The organism is Yoonia sp. R2-816, assembly GCF_046762905.1.
Lineage (GTDB): Bacteria > Pseudomonadota > Alphaproteobacteria > Rhodobacterales > Rhodobacteraceae > Yoonia.
In genome coordinates this window covers 49,220-69,301 of record NZ_JBKQXN010000168.1, presented here as the reverse complement: position 1 = coordinate 69,301, position 20,082 = coordinate 49,220, and the positions used below count along the sequence as shown (strand labels likewise).

Sequence of the window (20,082 nt, the reverse complement as noted above, 5' to 3'; positions counted from 1 at the left end):
CCTGTCTTGCGGGAGGTCGATTGAGATTTCGCCAGAGGAGATCTGGAGCGGACTTGAGACAGACAGGCGTATCGTGCCTGGGCTGCCGAGAAAATGCGCCTGGCTGATTGAGACTTCGCCAGCATGTCCCATCAGGTTTGCGCCGCCAGTGACCAAACCTTCCTGTTGGAAATCCGTCCGGCTTTGCGTGCCAGATGCTGTCAGGAGCGTGCCGCGCCCAAAAGCAACAGATCCCGATATTTCCAAAAATGAGGTATTGCTGTGCCCGTCTTGACCTGCGGCTCCCATAAAGCGTGATCCAAGGACTGTCCCGTGTTCTTCGATACGGCCGAACTGGGCAGAAAAGCCTGACCCATCTCTGTCTTTTGCTTCAAGCCCTAGGCTGGCCCTTGAGAAGGTGTCAGTGGAGGATCCGACAGCATGGTCCGTCGTCAGCGCCAGCGCGTCTGTAAGCTGGAAGTCGTGTCCGAACGCGTAGTCCTCTGTCAGAAGCTGTCCAAATGGATCTGCGCGTGGATCTATATCTCCGAGGCTTATCTCATAGGAGGACACTTCTCCATCAACACGGAGACCTGTGCCGTGATCCGAACGCATGATTGTCAGGGTGTCACTGGCCTTTACTTCCCGTACGAAGGTGGGGCGGGGTTCCGGCGCTTCGAATTCGGAGACCAGGGCACTGGCGGCAAGCTCAAATCCGCGCGTATACGCATCTGCAACCATCAAGACCTGTCCTGCGAGGGCCTGGTTGAGGGCGGGCGCCAGGGCGCCGCTGGCGACGACGCCCGTTTCGGCGAGCGGCATGGCGTCGCTCTCGATGCTGTTCCCCTGGTAGACAACAAGTTCACCGGCAGGGAGCATGGCGCGGGATAGATTAAGGAGGCCGTGCCCGTAGATCGGGTCTACGCCCGGCTCACCGAGATCTTCAGCTGCCGCGAACATAATCTGAGCGATTACGGGGGCTGTCAGGTCTGGCCACTGGCTCTTCAAGACGGCATAGGCTCCGGTGACGTATGGGGCTGCAATAGATGTTCCGCTCACATTAGCGAAGCCATTGCCGTCGGGGATGATAATGACACCTGTGCCTGGCGCAGCGAGGCAAAAATCCTGTGCGACGCCACAGTGGTTGGAGGAGTGCCATAGGCTCTTGTCTTCACGGACCGCCACTACGGCGATGAAGTGACCGTTATATTCGGGCAGAACAACTGGAATACCTGCAGTGACTCCGACCTCGGGCAGGCCGCTGTTGCCTGCGGCAAAAACGAACATCAAGTCAGCATCTTTGGCTGCATTCAGGGCATTGATGGTTCTGGACCCAAGAAAATCTTGGAGCGCGGCCCTATTTTCCTCCGAAGAGTGACTTGTAAAATCAGAGATTGGCAGTTCGACTATGAAATCATCGACAATTTTTGTTCGACCCCAGCTGTTGTTCATGACATGCGCACCAGCATCGATTGAGCGATGTATGGCATCAGCCCATATGTTCCTGGCCTGAATCGTAAATCTGGGGTTGAGGCCCCGTGCAATTCCTTTGAAGATGACAAGCTCAGAGTCAAAGGCAACGCCGTGCAGGCCTTGACCGTCTTTCCTGCCTGCCGCGATGTTGGCAACATGCGTGCCATGACCGGAACGGCCATGACCGTTAGGTTCAGAGATATCGTTTGGGTCTCCGACAAAGTAGGAGTGGCTGTTGTCAAAGTCGATTTTATTGTCGACGCCTGGAAGGTTAGCGAATTCTGGACTGTCGAGATCGATGCCCGTGTCCAGGATTGCAATCTTTACGCCTTGTCCTCGCCAGCCTTGAGCGTATTTTTTATCGGCTCCAATCAGAGACAAGGCATAGTTTCGGTTGAATTCTTCGGTTCGGTAATAGGCGGGGTCGTCAGGACCGGGACCTGGATCGACCGGATCAATTGGATCAATTGGATCAGGCGGATCAACTGGATCAGGCGGATCAATTGGATCAGGCGGATCAATTGGTTCAGGTGATGGGTTGGGACCTGGGCTTTCACCACCGCCATTGTCTGCAAGTGAAATTGCAGCTGCGGTTCCGACGACCCCGAGAACGATCATCGAACCCATTCCGGAGGTCTCCCCGGCGCTTGGCTCCAAAAAAGAAAAGCGACGAGTGTTTGGCGCCCAGCCTAAGGTTTGGCTGAGGTATTCCTCCAAAATGTCTGGTCGGTTCAGGATGATGTATGCGTGCGCATCCTCGAAGGTCGATGGATCTTGCGCATATTCGCTGACGAGGTAGTTCAAGACTTGTTGATCTGAGTAGGAGATGAGTTGACCTTCGTAGATGTTTGCAAAGACGGAGGTGGCCAAAGTGACAATGGCCGTCGCGGTCAGGGCTAACTTCCTAAAATGGCGCATGACGATTACTCTGCTTTACCTGTTAAAATGTAATCACTCGCTTGCTACAGCGAGCCTTTGATACCAATGGACCGATAAACCGGCAGACCCACCCGGCCCGCAAGTAACAGACTGAATTTATTGTGGATATTGGCGAGTTTTTATCGAGCATTTGGTGGGTGAGCCATTCGTTTCTTGCCCAACACTAGGACTCGGTTACCGCATTGGGAAATACCTCAATCCTATGTTTAAATAGGCATCAGCTATGGTCCGACCTTTAGCCGGTCAGCGGACGTTGCGGTCGTGCGCGTGCTCTCAAGCAATAGCTGCTGCCAGTCCAAACCAGCCATTCGATCTCCGGGCAGGACTGGCCGGTCAGCGGGACTTGGTTGCCATTGCTCATACAGCGACGTTTGCTAGTCTTAAGTCATGTCTGACCTATCCTCAAAAGGTGTTTGTGTCGGCTGTGGCGCGGTTCTGGAACGAATTGATGGTCCAACCCACACCTACATGTCGTCATCACCGGCTTATTTTTCGCTTTTTACTAAAGTGCTGGCGTGTGAATACAGTGATCGCACGCTTCTCCCCACGCATCGCTTGACGGTTGATACCTATGCTGTTCAGCATCCTGCGACAGGTAGACTTCGGAAAGAAATTCAGTCTGTTGGTCTACATCTGGCGCGCTTGATGCTGCAGTTGGACAATCCACTTCCACCCAAAGAAACAAACGACGTGATGCTAGGGTTAGGTCGCCATAAGGCTTCCCTGATCTTCCTTCAACCACCGACGAGTTTCACCATGACCGTAGCAAACGTCGCCAAATTTGCGGGCGAACCAGAGCACGCTGATCGAGTGCGTGAATGGGCCGATTCAACATGGAAAGATTGGCCACAGCATCACGATTACATTCGACACTGGGTCGCCAAATCAATGGCAACATAGGGCTCGCTGCTGGTATCTGACGGTTTTTGGTCGGATGACTGGTGTCAGCCCAAAGCGGACATGACGATCCGGCACCACCGGCGGGAAGCGATCATTCGCTGCTTTTGCAAACAAAACAGAGAATAGGCGTGAGGTCGGTCATTGACTTGCAACATACAGTTGTGCTCGCATCGCATATGGGTCTATCGTGCAGCGGATATCTAGGCCATTTCTTAGGTCGCATGCCCATATTTAGCGTATTTTGGTGACAATGAACCAAGTAACAACTCTTCTGGATCTACTGTCATCAGAGATAAACAGCGAAAAACGGCAAGAGATGACGAAATTCATCGGTGACCTATACACCTATGTTCATACACGCGATCCTAACGATCCTGACGATCTGGATAGCAAGCTTACTTCTTCCAATCGAACAGAAGAGCTTCTGATCGCACCGGCCGCACTTGAACAGTTCGAGATGCTCTTGGAGACCTATCAACACTTCCCTTCTGGGCAGAAGTTATTGGGACTATTCTTAGCACAAATTCATGATGTCTTTTGCTACCAGATCGTCCACAAGGGCATTGCCGACGACGAAATCGACACAATCATTCAAACCAAAATTGTAGATAAGATCATCACTGACATGGGGCTTGGTTTCGAACACTTCACTTTGACACCACGCCACGTGCGCGGCATGATCTACTTCTTGGCTGATAAGTGTTTCGTTAGATGGGATAGCAAATGTTCAGCCTAACGTATTCTTCGGCTTATGATCCCTATCATGCCGTTTTTCGTTTTGTGGCGTTGTTTGAACACGTTGAAGAGGGTAGCGCGGTCGACTTTGAGAGTTTGAGGATTGCAGATTTTTATCATTCATTTCCTTGGCTTCTGAGAGATTTTTCAGCGTATGCGAAGATCCCCGGCTTCCTTAAAGACAAGAACGCTATCGTCAAGAAGTACCCACAAACAAGGTTTGACAGGCTGCCAGACAAAAGATTGGTTTTCCGTCGAATGCTTGCCTCACAGTTCGCAGCTAGGACAGCTCTGGTTCAATCAGGCAGCTGGACCGCTTCCGAGGAGAGTATTGAGGCGGTCACACGTCCCGCATTCAACAGCGAAATGATGGAAGCAATTGGACGATACAACTCTGAAAACAAAACGCTATTAGGCTTCCTAGGCAGCAAGCTAATCTCAGTACCATTATTTGGACCCGGCGGGCTTAAGGACCGCAGTGGTCTTGGAGAGTTCCGATATGACATCGTATGAACCATTCCTAAAGGTCAATCACCTTACCGTTTTTCGGGGTGAACACACCGTGTTTTCCGAGGCTTTTCATTCTGGCTTAAACATAATCAGCGGTGAGAACAGCTCCGGGAAGTCCAGCATTATGGATTTCTTGTTTTTTGGTTTGGGTGGTGATTTAGCAGAAAACCAATGGAGAGAGACTTCCCTGCTTTGTGATCGAGTGGTTCTTGGCGTGGAAATGAACGGGCATCACATATCGCTATCTCGTGAAATCGAACAGAAACGCATGAGGCCCATGGAGATCTTCTTTGGCGATCACGACACTGCTGTAACTGCGCCTCGACACGAGTGGAGTAAGTACCCGTATTCACGTGGAGGAGGCAGTAGCGATAAGGAGAGTTTCAGCCAAGTTCTCTTTAGACTTCTCGGGCTGCCTGAAGTGCGCATAGATGAACAGAATGTCAAAATTACAATGCATCAACTACTCCGCATTCTGTATTCGGATCAGCTGACATCCACTGAAAGAATTTTTAGATTTCAGACTCCGGACGACGCTGTAACACGTTCAACCATCGGTGATATTCTAATGGGTGCTTACAGCGACAAGTTCTATTCCGCTACGCTGCGGTTGAAGGATGCCCAGGACGAACAGAAGGACGTACATACGCGCATCCGAGCCTTAAGGGACAGATACCAAATAGACGGTCAACCACTGACGGAACAGTGGTTGGACGCTGAAACAAAAAAGTTGAAGCACGAAATTGACATCATCGTCAACGAAATCGCTACGTTGGAAAATCAGATATTCTCTGAGCAGTTTGACGATCGGCTTACGCTCAACGACCAAAAGGAAACATATCGTCGAGTTGTTAAGGCTCAGACAGAAATTGGGGCTATTTCGGAACAACTGAACGAGGTGGAGCTGGAAATTTCTGAGGCTGGAGACTTCATCAAAGCGATGGAGCGCAAGGTCAATGACCTGACAAATGCCAACACTGTCGTGCAAGAGTTCGAATATCTTGACTTTGATATGTGCCCCGCTTGCATGGGAATCGTAGAAAATCATCAAGTTGATGGAGGCTGTTCGCTTTGTAAACAGCCGTTCCAACAGGAAACTGTTGTTGACCGGTCTGCAAAAATGCTGAACGAAGCAATCCGGCAAAGAGATCGCTCTTTTGCAATTCAGAAGGATCGTAAAGCAACGCGCGACAAAATGGCAGCTGAGTTGCAAGAAAAGAAATTGCAATGGGAAGATGCAAGTCGACATTATACGATCTCTTTACGCACACCGACTTCTTCGCTTCGGTCCGAGCTGCGAGACTTGAACCGGAAAGCAGGATATAGACACCGGCAATTGGAAGAGGTTTTCTCAAAAAGAAACATAGTTGAGGAGATGAAACTTCTAGAAAGCCAGAGAAGCGAACTGGTTTCCGAAATCGAAACTCTGTCCGCCGCCATTGAAAGTGAGAAGCGGAGAAACATTGATCGGAAGTCACACGCTCGAAGCATGATTGAAAACGTGGTCCTTGATTTCCTGCACCGTGATCTTGAAAGACAATCCACGTTCAAGTTGGCTGATAGAGTTTCATTTGATTTTGAGGGTGATAGGCTCGCTGTGAATGATGAGAGCTTCTTCTCGGCCAGTTCGATGGTATATCTGAGAAATAGCTTTTTGGCTGCATTTCATTTTGCGGCGGCCACCGATCCAGGTTTTGGTCACCCACGATTTCTCCTTATGGATACGATCGAGGATAAAGGAATGGAGCAAGATCGGAGCAGGCACTTCCAAGTGTTGCTGGCTGAAAAATCGAGAGAAGCAAACTCAGAACATCAGCTTATCATCGCCACGTCAATGATTGCCCCCGAGCTAGATATCCCAGAGTTCGTGATTGGGAAGCACTATTCACATGAAAACCGAACACTTAACATAGCAGTACGCTAAGATGTTAGGACTGGAGAAAATATTTCGAGCCAGAGGGCACGACGAAACTTTCTTGCAGGAGAATGTTAATTGGATGCTTCTTCGTGGCTTTGGCGCCTCAAAAGTCGCCTCCGTATCGGTTCTGATGCCATTTGTTGGGTACATCATCCTGTATAATTCGGAATTGCAGAATTTGTTTGGTGACTTTGGCGGGCTTCTCAGTAAGCAACCGGCAGCAAGCAGTTGTCCGCAATATATTTCAAGCTTTCAAAGATTGAATCTGCTGTACTGCGGTCTTTTTGCTCTGGGCACGTCAGCTCTTGTCTTTAGGTCTGCTGCACCCAGGGAACTCAAGCTTTACTCTGATAGCAATGACTTTATCGACCGAGAACGTAGTAATTTGTCTGCTAGACGAGTGCGCTCCATGTATCGGACGGTGAATTTTCGGCGGAACCGGATCGGTGAGGAGCTCTGCAATCGTGCGAATTGGCTGACTGCGGACGTCCCCATCACAAAAGCATCTATCGAATTTGCCAACAACAAAAATGAAGATGTCGTTCTTGATCTTATGCGTACTTTTTTTCAGGCTCAAGATAGGCACTTCAGAAGGTGGGCCGTCTTTTTGTGTTTCTTTCTTCTAGTTATTGGCGCTGTACTTTTAGCCATCCCTTCGGGAGCGTTTACTATCCGGGTTCTTTGTACCGTGCTTTCCGGGAATGGTACGCTAGGCAGTCCATAGTCTCAATCTCGGATGGCATTGGGCTCCGGCGATACCCTACCACTCGATATGAGTGTCCATTTTAGGAAGCCTTGATCCTGCGACTGTAAACAGGATTGCAAGATCGCGTTGCGGCTGTATTGCAGAGGGAGGTTGAATACCCAGGTACCACTTCCGTCACGATGTCCGCAAAGTAGGCTGAGGTCGCAGCATTGTGGGACATGCTCGAGTGACCGCTTTGGGCCGTTACATTTGGTTTGGGGGTTTTTTCTTTCGGTCTGCGACCAGCTTGAGGGCAGCAGCGTGAGCTGACGTCACAAACAATTTTCCAGGTACTTCCACCGCATTTTCATCAGTAACTATCAGCTTACGCCCAGTCTCTGGGCATTCAACCAACGTTCCGTTCTCAACTTCAACAATCTTCATTTGGCCGAACATGACCTCTTTCCTCCTTCCGATCTGTTCGATCCGACCTGCAAGTAGGTCGATGAAACCGAATTCTATTGCCCCTTGATAAATATCTGCAAGTGCCAGGAAGTATTGCCTGTGTGTGAGCCAGATGCCGCACACCGAACGAACGACAGCAATGCAGGCTGCGATTGCGGCACCGCAACTACTAACTGAGTGTCGGCTTTGGGCCGTTCGCTAGACTTTGCAAAGTCCGCTTCCTGCGCATTGCTGCATCAAACGACTTCTCAACCACGCCACAGGTGGCGGCAGGTCTATTGCTTCCCCTCACATTCTGTCATTTAACCTGCTGAGCAAGATTTGGGACAGAATGAGATGCAAACCGATCTGAGATCATTGACACGCAAAGAGCTGGAGAAGCTCAAAGCCGATATCGACAAGGCCCTGGCGAAAGTGGCCGCGCGCGATAAGAAGGCCGCACTTGTTGCCGCCGAGCGAGCCGCGAAGACGCATGGGTTTACGCTTGCCGATATCACCGGCACGGCTGATACACCCGCAAAACCCAGACGCAAGACGGCCAAGAAGCCAGCCGTGCGCGGCAAGCCCAAATACGCCAACCCTGATGACAAAAAGCAGACCTGGACTGGCAAGGGACGCAAACCGGACTGGTTCAATGCAGCACTTGCCGCCGGTAAAGCACCAGAAGACATGGCGCTCTAAGCGCTGGGATCGCCTCAGCGCCATTCGCGTGGTTTAATATGTGAGCGGTTTCGGTAGGTGTCTTCGTTCCGAGGGATCGGTGCTGTTGATGTCACTACGCCGCGCATTCGGCCTCCCGGCTCAATCCGTAGCACCCACCATCCGCTGGCGGATCATGTCCTGCAGCGCCTGCATTTGCTGTTCCTCGTCGAGATCATCCGTGTCGCAGATGCGTTTTGCGTCCGGTAGCATGTGCAGGATACGCAAGATGTAAGAGGATGACCGCAGCGTCGCCCCGCGCTTGATGACATAGCCCGCATCAAGCCAGGCCTGACGGACCTCCGTGAGCAATTGCCGTTTCGACAGGGCCTCCCGCTGCATCATCCTGAACACGATATCACCCCCACGCAGCTGTTCCCGCCGCGGCAAGGCTTGGTTAAGAAGCTCAGCCAGTAGCAGGCCCCCGCTTGGTGGGGCGCCCTCCCGATGCAAGCCATTCATCCGCCGCTCAAGCGCATCCTGCCAGAGACACGCATCAATGATGCGTTTGGTATTCAGCATGGTAATGTATTCATCGTGATCAATGGGACCGCGGATCTGAACACCGGTGCGGTCATCAATCCAGATATCGTCGGGATGAGGGAAGTCCAACGGTTCACACCCGTGCTTCTTCATGTGGTCGGTGAATCTCTCGCGTTGCGCCTGTCTTATCGCACGCCACTGCGTGACGGAGCTGTTGATATCGCGTTGCTTGTTCTCGGCAGCCATGCGCTGGAGTTCATTAAATTGCCGAATGCTTTGTACGCTACCTTTCAGAGCCGATGCCGCCAGCCTTTGGAGAACAGCTGACTCTATTGAGGCCTCGGTAGGCTGACCATCCTTCACGATCGTGACCTTGGTTTTGCCCAGTGCTTCCACCAACTCCCAGAACGCGTTCATTGCTGGTGTATCGTCGTCCAGGTTGTTGTCTCCGTTGTTCTTGCTCATTGGTTCAGATCCGCGCGCTGCGCCGCGCGGGCACGGTCGCCAAAACACGCACCATCCGCATTGCGGACATCACGATCACCAGTCAGCGCGATGTATCGCCGGATGATTGTGTCGCAGTACAGCGGATCGATCTCGAGAAGCCTGGCTTTGCGACCACAGCTTTCCGCCGCGATCAATGTGCTGCCAGCACCGCCAAAGCCATCCAGCACGATGCTGCCGCGACGGCTGCAATCCTTCAGAGCATCAACAATCAGTTCGACAGGTTTGACCGTGGGATGCATGCCAAGGGCCTCGTCACGCGCAGCCCTCAGCACATTAGCCCCGGCATAATCCCAGACATTCGTGCGATAGCGACCGCTCTCTCCCAGGCCAAAGCTGTTGATATGGGCGGCTGTCCCGATCTTGAAGACAAAGACGAGTTCATGTTTGGACCGGTAGAAACTGCCCATGCCGGCATTGGTCTTGTTCCAGACACAGAGGTTCTTCAGCTCTGTGAAGGCTGTCTCTCCCGCGACAAGCAGGTCCTGCATGTGACGCCAATCCATGCAGACATAGGCGATCGCCCCGTCAACGGCGACAGACGCCATGTTTGACAATGTGCTGGTCAGGAATGCGGTAAATGCTTCACCGCTCATCTCACCTGAGGCAACGGCAAACTCCCGATGCTTCTGCCGCCCAAGACCGGTGACGTTGCCATCAATCTTCACATTGTATGGGGGATCGGTGAAGATGAGTGCGGCCCTGTCATCCCCCATGAGCCGTGTCATGTCGCTGGCGGCGGACGTATCTCCACACAGCAGACGATGTGCGCCCAGATGCCAGAGATCCCCGCGCTGCGTGACGGCTGGTCCCGGCGCGGGGTCGGCGACCTTGTTCAAGGCCGGATCGGGCTGTGCCTGTGCTGTCCCATCCAAGACCACTTCGATCTCGCCCAGCGAGAAGCCGGTCAGTTCAAGGTCAAAGTCGATCTCGGCCAGTGCCTGCAGTTCGATCGATAGGATGTCGGCATCCCAGCCGGCATTCTCCGCCAGCTTGTTGTCTGCAATGACATAGGCGCGGCGTTCCGCTTCGGTGAGATGCGACAAGGTCAGAGTGGGCACCTCAGACAATCCAAGGGCCAGGGCCGCACGGACCCGACCGTGACCGGCGATGATTTCACCATCATCGGAGACCAAAACCGGGTTGGTAAAACCAAACCGTTTGATGCTCTGCGCGATCTGTTTGATCTGCGCGTCAGAATGCGTGCGGGCGTTATTGGCATAGGGCGTCAGCGCTGCCGGATGCACATAGCACAGGGCGGCGTGTGGATTGGGCTGAGCCCAAGGATGGTCGGGATGTGTGGCGGTCGAAGTCATAATCGAGTCCTTTGTTCATGATGGAAGTGACGTCATGAACAAGGGCTAGCCTGTCAGAACAGCGCGCAATACACGCAAGGGTTTGCGTGTATTGCCTCAGCCTGCGGCACGAGCCATTCCTTGATGCGCGCGCATACGAAGACCACCGCGAAGCAGTTCGACACCTAAAAATCAGAGGCAAAAGGCGGCACCGGGTGACGACAACAGGCCCTCGGCAAATGCCGCTGCCTTCCCAGCAAACGACAATCCGATCCCACATATCGACACGGCCATCCCGCAAAACGACACAAACGGTGCCTGATCGGATCGCAAAACCGCAACAAGGTGCCCGAAAGCGACCCCAAAACAGCAGTCACATCCCGCATATCGGACCCCAAAATGCCGCCGGGAGGTGGTCAGCAATAGAGCAAGAAAGTCATAAGCCTATGAAACATATATCTAATATCATATCCCGAGACCAGCCAGCCGATAAACAGAGACGGGTTCGAGAAAAAAATTCCGCTCCGCCACAAAATCTAGAAAATTCATAAAAATAAGGGGTTTCAGAAATCTGAAAACCCTAAGGTCCATCTGAGGTCCAGATTATTTTGCATTGCGAATGATGTTTGGTGACGTTACGTAACGCTTACCGATGAAACATTTGGTGAGGGGGAATTCCCAATGGTCGATACGCCAACCCTTACTCTATCAATCGCTTCCCCAGCGTCAGCCACGCGGGCAATCAGTCATTCATCCGACCTTCGCTAGAAATTTGTTGGGCACAGGCTCTGGGGGACAGTGCACGAACCAGACCGCGCGGGCTTTCGGTCCTCACCACTGTTGAGGTTTGCGCAGGCCAAAAAAAAACGGTGGCGGTGCATGAAGAAACATAACACGCACCGCCACCAACACTCACTACACGGCTGACCAGCCGTTTCCACTCACAGCGCATTTGTCGGCTTTGAATGTGTCAGCTTGTGGCCGTCCAAGACTGTCCCTTTGGAAAGGATGGCCACAATTTTGCCCTAGAACGTAAATGGAACATATGGCAACATCGTGGAACGTCCTGTGTAGCGAATGCCCCATGTGTTACCTGTATTCGATGACCAGTTCCCAAGCCGCAATCATTGATCTGGTAAATGCGTGGGATGACAGAACCGGCAACCTGCCAAGTCTGCCCGGCATCTACCCCGACAGAATGGCCCCGGTGGTCATCAATTCTCCTGAAGGTCGCGTCCTGACCAACATGCGTGGGGGATGCCGTTGTGAGTTTTGCGGGTGAGGATGGTCGCGCCGGGTTGATTACGCGCACGCACATTGGCGTTGCGTTGGGCCATGAATGACGCCAGCGCAGCCACAGGGTCATCCAAGTGCATGTCGCACATGCGGACCAGGTATTCGGCTTCAGTCGCGGGGCGCTTACGCAGGTGGAATGTGCGACGATGAAGGCGGGTGAAGAGGTCAGGCGTCATCATGTGGCCGAGCGCGTGCGCGCGGCTCATATCAACGTGCATGCGATGGAAACCCCTTGGCACGGAGGCAGTTGGCGCGTGTTTGTGGATCAGTTCCAGGCTGCGTCTGAAAACCTGATCCGTCTGCAGATCACCTACGAGGACGAGTCGGGCAACCGGTCGGAGCGGGCGGTGCGACCTTTGGGGGGCTGGTTCTGGGGCAAGGTTGTACGGCTGGGTGCTGGTGTGAATTGCGCAATGATTTCAGAATGTTCCGGTTGAACCGGGTGGTCGAACTGGCCGAGCTGGACCGGTATCGGCCCGTCAAGGGGCAAAGTCTGCGCGATTTCTATGAAACGCAGGCTTATTGCCGGTAAGCCTGAAGCATTTCGCGAAAGATTGATTCACAGATTTTCGGTAAACGCGCTGCAACGCCGATATGTTGCGCGCGCTTCGCTTCTGACTGGTATCTCCGGTTCAAGGTGAAACGCTTTGGCGCGCCCGGTTCAAACACCCCATTGTCGTCGGGCACGATTTGGGTATTGATGAGCTTTGCAACATGAGGATGAGCGTCATGATCTTTCGCAATGTGGTTTGGGTGGTGCTTCTATGGTGGGGTGCTGCCGGGCTGGCACATGCTGACGAGCTGCGCGTCCGCTATGAGATAGACCAACGTGTTAGCCAGATGTTTAATGACCGCGACTATGCCGCTCTCGAACAAATGGCGGCGACATTCCGCGATGGCAATGAAACCTCGCCCAGCGGCCTACAAAAGCTGACTCTGTTCTATTCTGGCGTCTCCAAAAAGATGGAACGTTCGCTGCGTTTGGGCCTGACTGAGCCAGGTCTGATGCAACGGATCGACGACTGGCAGACCGCTTATCCTAACTCGCCGACATCCGCGATCGCGCGTGCCATCGCCCTGCGCAATGTTGCCTGGCATATTCGCGGCGGCGGGTATGCCGCCAGTGTTGACTCCGATGCATGGGCGCCGTTTTACGCAAAACTGCAAGAGGCGGAAGCGGTTCTTGTCGATGCAAAGAATTATGCCGCGATTGACGCGCACTGGTACATTGAACGCGCCTATGTCCTGACCCATCAAGGTGCTGCCCCGGATGCTTTTGCTGACCACATGGAAGAGGCGCTGGAAAGCCACCCAGGGTATTATCAGCTGTATTTTGCGGCAATCGAGTATCTCGCGCCCAAATGGCATGGCGATGCGCTGATGATTGAAGACTTCGCCCAAGAGATGACTGCAAGAACTCGTGATGTGGAAGGCGAGAGCCTTTATGCGCGCATATATTGGTACGTCGCCCAGACACAATATGATGATCGCCTGTTCCAAAGCTCGTATGTTGAGTGGGACCAGATGCGGACCGGCATGATGGATGTGCTTGCCCGTTATCCTGATCAGTGGAACATCCAGAACTTCGCCTATTTTGCTTGCTTGGCCAAGGACAGGGATATGCTTGGTCGCCTGTTGTCGCGTATGGATGACCAGCCGATTATGCGTGTTTGGCGGCGGCCCGAGCTTCTAGCATATTGTCGCGACATGGCGGCACCTTTGTAGCGGTGCTCGTGGGAGTTGCGGCGATTTCCGCCGTCCTGTGAAAAACCGGGCTCTGGTCGAAGGTTATCTGAACAAGCGTGCGATTTGTGGCCCTCCCTTGGCTGCCATCTGTGCTGCTGACACATCAAACTCGGACTTGATCCACGGGTCTGCGCTGGCGTTCAGTAAGGCGGTGATAATCTTCCCTTCGCTGAAGTACTGCTTGCGCGTGGCACGCTTAATGTCTTGAAGATCTTCTCGCCAAGGCTCTTCCTTGTCTTTCTCATCATCCACGCCTCAGTGGTGACGACGAGCCAAAATCACTCTTCCAGTAAATCAGCCTAATGGACCCATAGTCGCTGACTTCAGACACCATTGCACATCCTGCCTCCAACAAAGCAACGACTAAAGTGATTGATAATATCACGGCTTTCGGATTTCGTTTTCGCCATCTACGTTCTCGATCCTAGATCAACGGCGTTTTCCGTTTTCATCGAACCCCATCTGGTCATTGACCGACCAGTTTAGGCCGATTGGCGTGCCCTCTGACGGTTGTGGTTTTTCGGCTGACTGGCGCACGGTCAGGACCTGTTCGTTTGGCAATCGCACATGCACTAGCGTTTCAGCGCCCAAAGCCTCGCAATAGAGAACTTCACCGCTCAATCGGGCATTCTCTGTGACGATCTCCATATGTTCGGGGCGGACCCCAAGTGTCTTGGCATCGGTCTGATGCGTTTGCACCAGATCGGCGCTGAAGAAATTGGTGGGTGGTGATCCGATGAAGCCCGCGACAAATTCGGTTGCCGGGTTGGCATATATGTCCAAAGGGGCACCGATCTGATCAGCGCGTCCTGCATTCATGACGATCATGCGGTCGGCCAGTGTCATGGCCTCGACCTGATCGTGGGTGACGTAGAGGGACGTGACGCCGAGGCGCCGCTGCAGCTGTTTGATTTCCAGCCGCATCTGCACCCGCAGCTTTGCGTCCAGGTTGGAGAGCGGTTCATCAAACAGAAACACCGCCGGTTTGCGCACGATGGCGCGGCCCATTGCGACCCGCTGCCGTTGGCCGCCAGATAACTCGCGCGGACGCCGATCAAGATAGGGTTCAAGCTGCAGCAGCTTGGCGGCCGTATCGACCCGGTCTGCGATTTCATCCTTGGGGCGGCCCGCGATTTTTAGCCCGTAGCCCATATTCTGCGCCACGGTCATATGGGGGTAAAGCGCGTAGTTCTGGAAGACCATCGCGATGTCACGTTCCATCGGTTCCATATCGTTGACCTTGCGGTCGCCGATATGCACCTCGCCTGCAGTGATCGTTTCCAGCCCGGCAACCATGCGCAGCAGGGTGGATTTGCCGCAACCGGACGGGCCGACGATGACGATGAATTCGCCCTCTTGAATGTCGATATCGACGCCGTGGATCACGTCGGTCTTGCCAAAGGATTTCTTGATATTTTCGAGGCTGACGGTGGCCATGGTTATTTCTCGCTGTCGACAAGGCCGCGGATGAACAGCCGCTGCATGGAGATGACGACGATCACCGGCGGGATCATCGCAAGGATTGAGGTTGCCATGATCACCGGCCAGTCGGCGATATCGTCACCTGAGGGGAACATCTGTTTGATGCCCATGACGATGGTGTTCATGGACGGGTCGGTGGTGATCAGAAGCGGCCAGAGATACTGGTTCCAGCCATAGATAAAGAGGATCACGAACAGGGCCGCGATATTCGTCCGGCTCATCGGCAGCAGGATATCCCAGAAGAACCGCATCGGTTTGGCCCCGTCGACGCGCGCGGCCTCGGCCAGTTCGTCGGGGACGGTCATGAAGAACTGCCGGAACAGGAAGGTCGCCGTGGCCGAGGCGATCAGTGGGAAGATCAGGCCGGAATAGCTGTTGAGCATACCGAAGCCTGCCACGACCTCGTAGGTGGGGACGATCCGGACCTCGACCGGTAGCATCAGCGTCAGAAATATCAGCCAGAAGAATGTTTTGCGCCCCGGAAACCGGAAGTAGACAATGGCAAAGGCCGACAGCAGCGAGATGATGATCTTGCCGATGGCGATGCCCATCGCCATGACCAGTGAATTCAGCATCATCCAAGCCACCGGCGCGTTGACGCCTGAAAGCAGGGCCTCGCTGTAGTTTTCCCAAAGCTTGCCGCCGGGCCACAGTGGCATGGGTGGTCGCACGATTTCCTGCTGGTCGACGGTCGAGGCGACGAAGGCGAGCCAGATTGGGAAGAAGATAAAGAGCAGCCCGATGATCAGCCCCAGATGGGTTAGCCAAAGCCCGGCGCCGCGTCTTTCAACCATGCCCGTACGCTCTGCCATCAGTAATGCACCCGCCGTTCGATGAATTTGAACTGAACGATGGTGAGCAGGCCGACAATGACCAGCAGAACGACTGATTGCGCGGCTGACGACCCGAGATCCTGCCCGACGAACCCGTCGGAATAGACCTTGTAGACAAGGATCGTTGTGCTTTGTTGTGGTCCGCCTGATGTGATGGTGTGGATCACGCCGAAGGTTTCGAAGAAGGCATAGACGATGTTCACGACCAGCAGAAAGAAGGTTGTGGGCGACAGAAGCGGGAACACGATGGTGCGGAACCGGGTCCAGAAATGCGCGCCGTCGATGGCTGCGGCCTCGATCACAGATTTCGGGATCGCCTGAAGGCCCGCAAGGAAGAACAGGAAGTTGTAGCTGATCCGCCCCCAGGCGGAAGCGACGACAACAAGGCCCATCGCTTCTTCGCCGTTCAGGACATGGTTCCAGTCATAGCCGAGCAGGCCCAGATACCATGTGACCACGCCAACCCGCGTATTGAACATGAAGAGCCAGAGCACACCCGCCACGGCGGGGGCGACAGCGTAGGGCCAGATCAAAAGGGTGCGATAGACGCCAGATCCCTTGATCAGCCGGTCAGCAAGGACGGCGAGGTAGAGCGCGATGCCCATGGACACAACCGTGACCAGGATCGAGAAGATTGCGGTTGTCAGGAATGATGCCCGATAGAACGGGTCGCTGAACAGGAATTCGAAATTGCCCAGACCCACATATTGCATCGAGAGGCCGAAAGGGTCGGGAATGAAAAGCGACTGCCAGATGGCTTGCCCAGCAGGGTAGAAGAAGAAGACAGCTGTGATGACGATCTGCGGCAGGACCAGCAGAAGCGGCAACCAGATGCCTTTGAATGTGACGCGCTTTTCCATGGGAAAGCGCCCCGGCGTGAACCGGGGCGCAGCCTTTGATCAGCGGTTGGCTTGTTCGAACCGGCGCAGCAGGCCGTTGCCCCGTTCGGCGGCACTGTCCAGCGCCTCTTGCGCGGATTTGTCACCGGCCCAGACAGCTTCGAGTTCTTCGTCGATGATCCCGCGGATCTGGTCGAAGGACCCAAGGCGCAGACCCTTGGAGTTATCTGTCGGTGCCTTGGCCGTCATCTGGATCACGGCCACATCGGTGCCGGGGTTTTCATCATAGAAACCCTGTTCGCGGGTCAGATCAGCGGCGGCGGATGTGATCGGCAGATAGCCGGTGTCCTGGTGCCATTTGGCCTGAATTTCAGGCGAAGACAGGAAGTTCAGGAAGGCGGCCACGCCTTTGTATTCCTCGTCTGTTTGACCTTCCATGACCCAAAGTGATGCCCCGCCGATGATCGTGTTCTGCGGCTCATCCGCGACGGCTGACCAATAGGGCAGCGGCCGGACCTCGAAATCGAATTCGGCTTCAGCCTTGATTCCAGCATATCCCGCCGAGCTTTCGGTGAAGAGCGCGCATTCACCGCCCCGGAAATTGGCACCACCTTCGTTGCGGCGACCGGCATAGATGAATTTGCCATCCTGCGCCCATTCGCCCATGGCCGAGATATGTGCGACCTGTGCGGGGCCATTCAGGGCCAGTTCGGTGTCCACCCCGCTAAATCCGTTGGCCTGGGTTGCAAATGGCGTGTCGTGATAGGCCGAAAAGTTTTCAAGGTGGATCCAGCTTTGCCACGCGGTTGTCATCGGGCAGCTGCTGCCGGCTTCTTTCAACTGAGTCAGAACGTCGCCGACCTGTTCCCATGTGGACAGGTCAACATCGGGATCGATTCCGGCCTCTGACAGTGCGTCACGGTTCACCCATAATACCGGGGTTGATGAATTGAAGGGCAGGGACAGCATGTTGCCATCGCTGGAGGTGTAATACCCTTTGACTGACCCAATATAGGCGTCCTGATCGAAGGTGGCACCAGAGTCTGCCATTACTTCGTAAACAGGTTTGATCGCGCCGGATGCGGCCATCATGGTGGCGGTTCCGACCTCGAACACCATCAGGATATCGGGCTGTTCGCCCGCGCGGAACGCGGCGATGCCAGCGTTCAGGGTTTCTGAATAATTGCCCTTGTGGGTTGCGGTGACGGTGTAGTCGGATTGCGAAGCATTGAACGTGTCGACCTGTTCAGCCACTAGTTCGCCCAGCCGCCCGGTAAAGGCATGCCAGAATTCAATCTCGGTCTGCGCGGCCAGCGGGCCGGCAATGGTCAGCGGAATCGCCGAAGCGAGCATTAGCTGCTTGTAAGTCATGGTATCCTCCCAGATTTATCCAATCAGGATAGTAGCAGGTCGGTTCGGAAAGCAACCACCTTAACTATCTGGCGTGATTGTATGTTTTTTATGGCCTTTGATGTGGTTTTTCGCGCTCTGGGACCGTTTTGCCCGTTAAATTGACCTAGCGACAATGTGCTTGGCATCGCGGGGTAATCGTGATCGTATGCGATTATTCGCGCGGCGCACCGTTCGCGCGTCAACCAAAAACCGTGGGGGTTCCATTACATCGGGGTGTCACGCCGTCTAAGCGGCGCAGGGCCACGATTGCTGTGCCATCCGCGATAAGCGACAGTTGGAGGAAACAAATGTCCCTTAAACAGAAACTGGCCACAGGGCTGCTGATGGCCGCACTTGGCGCGTCCGTGGCATCCGCGCAATCGCTGGTCTATTGCTCCGAAGGATCGCCAGAAGGTTTTGACCCGGCGCTTTATACTGCAGGTACCACTTTTGATGCCTCGAGCCATCCGATCTACAACCGTCTGGCCGAGTTCAAGGTGGGCACGACCGAGGTGATCCCGGCCCTGGCTGAAAGCTGGGAGGTGTCAGAGGACGGCATGACCGTCACCTTCAGCCTTCGGCAGGGGGTTCAATTCCATTCCAACGATATGTTCACCCCGACGCGCGACTTTAACGCTGACGATGTGATCTTTTCCTTCAATCGCCAGAAGAACGACGACCATCCCTATAACGGTGTGTCGGGCGGGACATGGGAATATTTTGACGGCATGTCGATGCCCGATCTGGTCGATAGTATCGAAAAGGTCGACGACTACACGGTCCAGTTCAACCTGACCCGTCCCGAGGCGCCGTTCATTGCCAACATGGCAATGGATTTCGCATCAATCGTGTCGGCTGAATACGGGCAGGCCATGCTGGATGCGGGCACACCGGAAATGATGAACCAGGCCCCGATTGGCACCGGTCCATTCAAGTTCCAAGCCTATCAGAAGGACGCCGTGATCCGGTATCTACGCAATGATGATTACTGGGGTGATCCGGCCAAGGTCGAAGCGCTGATTTTCGCGATCACGCCCGATGCGTCGGTCCGCTATCAAAAGGTGCAGGCGGGTGAATGCCATGTCATGGCCTATCCGAACCCTGCCGATGTGCAGGCGATGAAGGATGCGTCGGACATCGTGGTGATGGAACAGGAAGGCCTGAACGTGGGTTATCTGGCCTACAACTCAACCCAGGCGCCGTTTGACAATGTTAATGTACGGCGCGCGCTGAATATGGCGATCGACAAGCAGGCGATCATTGACGTGGTCTTCCAGGGCTCCGGTCAGATTGCTAAAAACCCGATCCCGCCGACCATGTGGTCCTACAACGATGCGATTGTCGATGATCCGTATGATCCCGAAGGTGCCAAGGCCATGCTGGAGGCCGAAGGGATCACTGACCTGTCGATGAAAATCTGGGCCATGCCTGTGCAGCGCCCCTACAACCCCAATGCCCGTCGTATGGCTGAGCTGATCCAGGAGGATTTCAGCAATGTGGGGGTCGAAGTCGAGATCGTATCTTATGAATGGGGTGAATACCTGTCCCGTTCGCGCGAACTGGACCGTGACGGTGCCGTTCTGCTGGGCTGGACCGGTGATAACGGCGATCCCGACAACTTCCTTGCCGTGCTGCTGGGCTGTGACGGTCGTGAGAATTCGAACCGCGCGCAGTGGTGTCACCAACCGTTCGAAGACCTGATCCAGCAGGCAAAGGTGCTGCCAACGCAGGAAGAGCGTCAGCCGCTTTATGAGCAGGCGCAGGTGATCTTTAAGGAGCAGGCACCTTGGGCTACCATCGCCCATTCGGTCGTCTACATGACCATGCGCCCCGAGGTTGAAGGTTACGTTGTGCACCCGCTGGGTGGTCATATCTTTAACCAGGTTGGTCTGTCGCAGTAAGCGATCCA

At 54.2% G+C, this 20,082-nt stretch carries 18 protein-coding genes; 9 read left to right on the top strand and 9 right to left on the bottom strand.

The window, feature by feature from the left end; genetic code table 11:
- Positions 1 to 2,370 (bottom strand): S8 family peptidase (locus ACFWW2_RS06690; protein ID WP_393927072.1); only part of this gene is annotated, 2,370 nt, incomplete at its 3' end.
- A gap of 408 nt (positions 2,371 to 2,778) precedes the next feature.
- Here ACFWW2_RS06690 and ACFWW2_RS06685 point away from each other — a divergent pair.
- From ACFWW2_RS06685 to ACFWW2_RS06665, 5 genes are all read left to right on the top strand, one after another.
- Entirely contained in the window at positions 2,779 to 3,291 is a 513-nt protein-coding gene (locus tag ACFWW2_RS06685) for a DUF5946 family protein (RefSeq protein WP_393927071.1), read from the top strand.
- A gap of 250 nt (positions 3,292 to 3,541) precedes the next feature.
- On the top strand, positions 3,542 to 4,027 hold the full coding sequence (locus ACFWW2_RS06680) for an ABC-three component system protein (protein WP_393927070.1): 486 nt from the start codon (positions 3,542 to 3,544) through the stop codon (positions 4,025 to 4,027).
- Positions 4,015 to 4,539, top strand: coding sequence for an ABC-three component system middle component 5 (locus tag ACFWW2_RS06675; RefSeq protein WP_393927069.1), 525 nt, complete (start codon positions 4,015 to 4,017; stop codon positions 4,537 to 4,539). Before ACFWW2_RS06680 ends, ACFWW2_RS06675 begins: the two co-directional genes overlap by 13 nt.
- A complete protein-coding gene (locus tag ACFWW2_RS06670) occupies positions 4,526 to 6,460 on the top strand; it encodes an AAA family ATPase (RefSeq protein WP_393927068.1) in 1,935 nt (644 codons plus the stop codon). Before ACFWW2_RS06675 ends, ACFWW2_RS06670 begins: the two co-directional genes overlap by 14 nt.
- 1 nt (position 6,461) lies before the next feature.
- Positions 6,462 to 7,178: a hypothetical protein gene (locus tag ACFWW2_RS06665; protein WP_393927067.1), complete on the top strand. Its 717-nt coding sequence runs from the start codon at positions 6,462 to 6,464 to the stop codon at positions 7,176 to 7,178.
- A gap of 225 nt (positions 7,179 to 7,403) precedes the next feature.
- On the opposite strand, the gene ACFWW2_RS06660 is transcribed toward ACFWW2_RS06665, so the two are convergent.
- The gene (locus tag ACFWW2_RS06660) at positions 7,404 to 7,727 is read right to left on the bottom strand and encodes a hypothetical protein (RefSeq protein ID WP_393927066.1); all 324 of its coding nucleotides are present in this window, start codon (positions 7,725 to 7,727) and stop codon (positions 7,404 to 7,406) included.
- Between the two features lie 213 nt (positions 7,728 to 7,940).
- Between ACFWW2_RS06660 and ACFWW2_RS06655 the strand changes: the two genes are divergently transcribed.
- On the top strand, positions 7,941 to 8,285 hold the full coding sequence (locus tag ACFWW2_RS06655; protein WP_393927065.1) for an H-NS family nucleoid-associated regulatory protein: 345 nt from the start codon (positions 7,941 to 7,943) through the stop codon (positions 8,283 to 8,285).
- 120 nt (positions 8,286 to 8,405) lie between these two features.
- Here ACFWW2_RS06655 and ACFWW2_RS06650 read toward each other — a convergent pair whose 3' ends face one another.
- Together ACFWW2_RS06650 and ACFWW2_RS06645 are read right to left on the bottom strand one after the other, a co-directional pair.
- Entirely contained in the window at positions 8,406 to 9,251 is an 846-nt protein-coding gene (locus ACFWW2_RS06650) for a hypothetical protein (RefSeq protein WP_393927064.1), read from the bottom strand.
- Complete coding sequence (locus ACFWW2_RS06645; protein WP_393927063.1) at positions 9,248 to 10,606, bottom strand: site-specific DNA-methyltransferase; 1,359 nt, start codon at positions 10,604 to 10,606, stop codon at positions 9,248 to 9,250. Before ACFWW2_RS06645 ends, ACFWW2_RS06650 begins: the two co-directional genes overlap by 4 nt.
- A gap of 1,349 nt (positions 10,607 to 11,955) precedes the next feature.
- Between ACFWW2_RS06645 and ACFWW2_RS06640 the strand changes: the two genes are divergently transcribed.
- Together ACFWW2_RS06640 and ACFWW2_RS06635 are read left to right on the top strand one after the other, a co-directional pair.
- Positions 11,956 to 12,318: a hypothetical protein gene (locus ACFWW2_RS06640; RefSeq protein WP_393927062.1), complete on the top strand. Its 363-nt coding sequence runs from the start codon at positions 11,956 to 11,958 to the stop codon at positions 12,316 to 12,318.
- 292 nt (positions 12,319 to 12,610) lie between these two features.
- Positions 12,611 to 13,606, top strand: coding sequence for a hypothetical protein (locus ACFWW2_RS06635; protein ID WP_393927061.1), 996 nt, complete (start codon positions 12,611 to 12,613; stop codon positions 13,604 to 13,606).
- A gap of 63 nt (positions 13,607 to 13,669) precedes the next feature.
- Here ACFWW2_RS06635 and ACFWW2_RS06630 read toward each other — a convergent pair whose 3' ends face one another.
- The 5 genes from ACFWW2_RS06630 to ugpB all read right to left on the bottom strand — a co-directional run bounded on the left by ACFWW2_RS06630 (position 13,670) and on the right by ugpB (position 18,152).
- Positions 13,670 to 13,879 carry a hypothetical protein gene (locus ACFWW2_RS06630; protein WP_393927060.1) on the bottom strand — a complete coding sequence of 70 codons (210 nt, stop codon included), beginning with the start codon at positions 13,877 to 13,879 and terminating at the stop codon, positions 13,670 to 13,672.
- 177 nt (positions 13,880 to 14,056) lie between these two features.
- Complete coding sequence (gene ugpC, locus ACFWW2_RS06625; protein ID WP_393927059.1) at positions 14,057 to 15,064, bottom strand: sn-glycerol-3-phosphate ABC transporter ATP-binding protein UgpC; 1,008 nt, start codon at positions 15,062 to 15,064, stop codon at positions 14,057 to 14,059.
- Positions 15,065 to 15,066: 2 nt separating this feature from the next.
- Complete coding sequence (gene ugpE / locus ACFWW2_RS06620; RefSeq protein ID WP_393927076.1) at positions 15,067 to 15,903, bottom strand: sn-glycerol-3-phosphate ABC transporter permease UgpE; 837 nt, start codon at positions 15,901 to 15,903, stop codon at positions 15,067 to 15,069.
- Positions 15,904 to 15,920: 17 nt separating this feature from the next.
- Positions 15,921 to 16,802: a sn-glycerol-3-phosphate ABC transporter permease UgpA gene (gene ugpA / locus ACFWW2_RS06615; protein WP_393927058.1), complete on the bottom strand. Its 882-nt coding sequence runs from the start codon at positions 16,800 to 16,802 to the stop codon at positions 15,921 to 15,923.
- Positions 16,803 to 16,841: 39 nt separating this feature from the next.
- Positions 16,842 to 18,152, bottom strand: a complete 1,311-nt coding sequence (gene ugpB / locus ACFWW2_RS06610; RefSeq protein ID WP_393927057.1) for a sn-glycerol-3-phosphate ABC transporter substrate-binding protein UgpB — start codon at positions 18,150 to 18,152, stop codon at positions 16,842 to 16,844.
- Positions 18,153 to 18,481: 329 nt separating this feature from the next.
- Between ugpB and ACFWW2_RS06605 the strand changes: the two genes are divergently transcribed.
- Positions 18,482 to 20,074, top strand: a complete 1,593-nt coding sequence (locus ACFWW2_RS06605; RefSeq protein ID WP_393927056.1) for an ABC transporter substrate-binding protein — start codon at positions 18,482 to 18,484, stop codon at positions 20,072 to 20,074.
- The last annotated feature ends 8 nt before the right edge of the window (positions 20,075 to 20,082 follow it).

Coding starts and splice junctions, on each gene's coding strand:
- ACFWW2_RS06685 (WP_393927071.1), top strand. CDS start 2,779: ATGTCTGACCTATCCTCAAAAGGTGTTTGTGTCGGCTGTGGCGCGGTT.
- ACFWW2_RS06680 (WP_393927070.1), top strand. CDS start 3,542: ATGAACCAAGTAACAACTCTTCTGGATCTACTGTCATCAGAGATAAAC.
- ACFWW2_RS06675 (WP_393927069.1), top strand. CDS start 4,015: ATGTTCAGCCTAACGTATTCTTCGGCTTATGATCCCTATCATGCCGTT.
- ACFWW2_RS06670 (WP_393927068.1), top strand. CDS start 4,526: ATGACATCGTATGAACCATTCCTAAAGGTCAATCACCTTACCGTTTTT.
- ACFWW2_RS06665 (WP_393927067.1), top strand. CDS start 6,462: ATGTTAGGACTGGAGAAAATATTTCGAGCCAGAGGGCACGACGAAACT.
- ACFWW2_RS06655 (WP_393927065.1), top strand. CDS start 7,941: ATGCAAACCGATCTGAGATCATTGACACGCAAAGAGCTGGAGAAGCTC.
- ACFWW2_RS06650 (WP_393927064.1), bottom strand. CDS start 9,251: ATGAGCAAGAACAACGGAGACAACAACCTGGACGACGATACACCAGCA.
- ACFWW2_RS06645 (WP_393927063.1), bottom strand. CDS start 10,606: ATGACTTCGACCGCCACACATCCCGACCATCCTTGGGCTCAGCCCAAT.
- ACFWW2_RS06635 (WP_393927061.1), top strand. CDS start 12,611: ATGATCTTTCGCAATGTGGTTTGGGTGGTGCTTCTATGGTGGGGTGCT.
- ugpC (WP_393927059.1), bottom strand. CDS start 15,064: ATGGCCACCGTCAGCCTCGAAAATATCAAGAAATCCTTTGGCAAGACC.
- ugpE (WP_393927076.1), bottom strand. CDS start 15,903: ATGGTTGAAAGACGCGGCGCCGGGCTTTGGCTAACCCATCTGGGGCTG.
- ugpA (WP_393927058.1), bottom strand. CDS start 16,802: ATGGAAAAGCGCGTCACATTCAAAGGCATCTGGTTGCCGCTTCTGCTG.
- ugpB (WP_393927057.1), bottom strand. CDS start 18,152: ATGACTTACAAGCAGCTAATGCTCGCTTCGGCGATTCCGCTGACCATT.
- ACFWW2_RS06605 (WP_393927056.1), top strand. CDS start 18,482: ATGTCCCTTAAACAGAAACTGGCCACAGGGCTGCTGATGGCCGCACTT.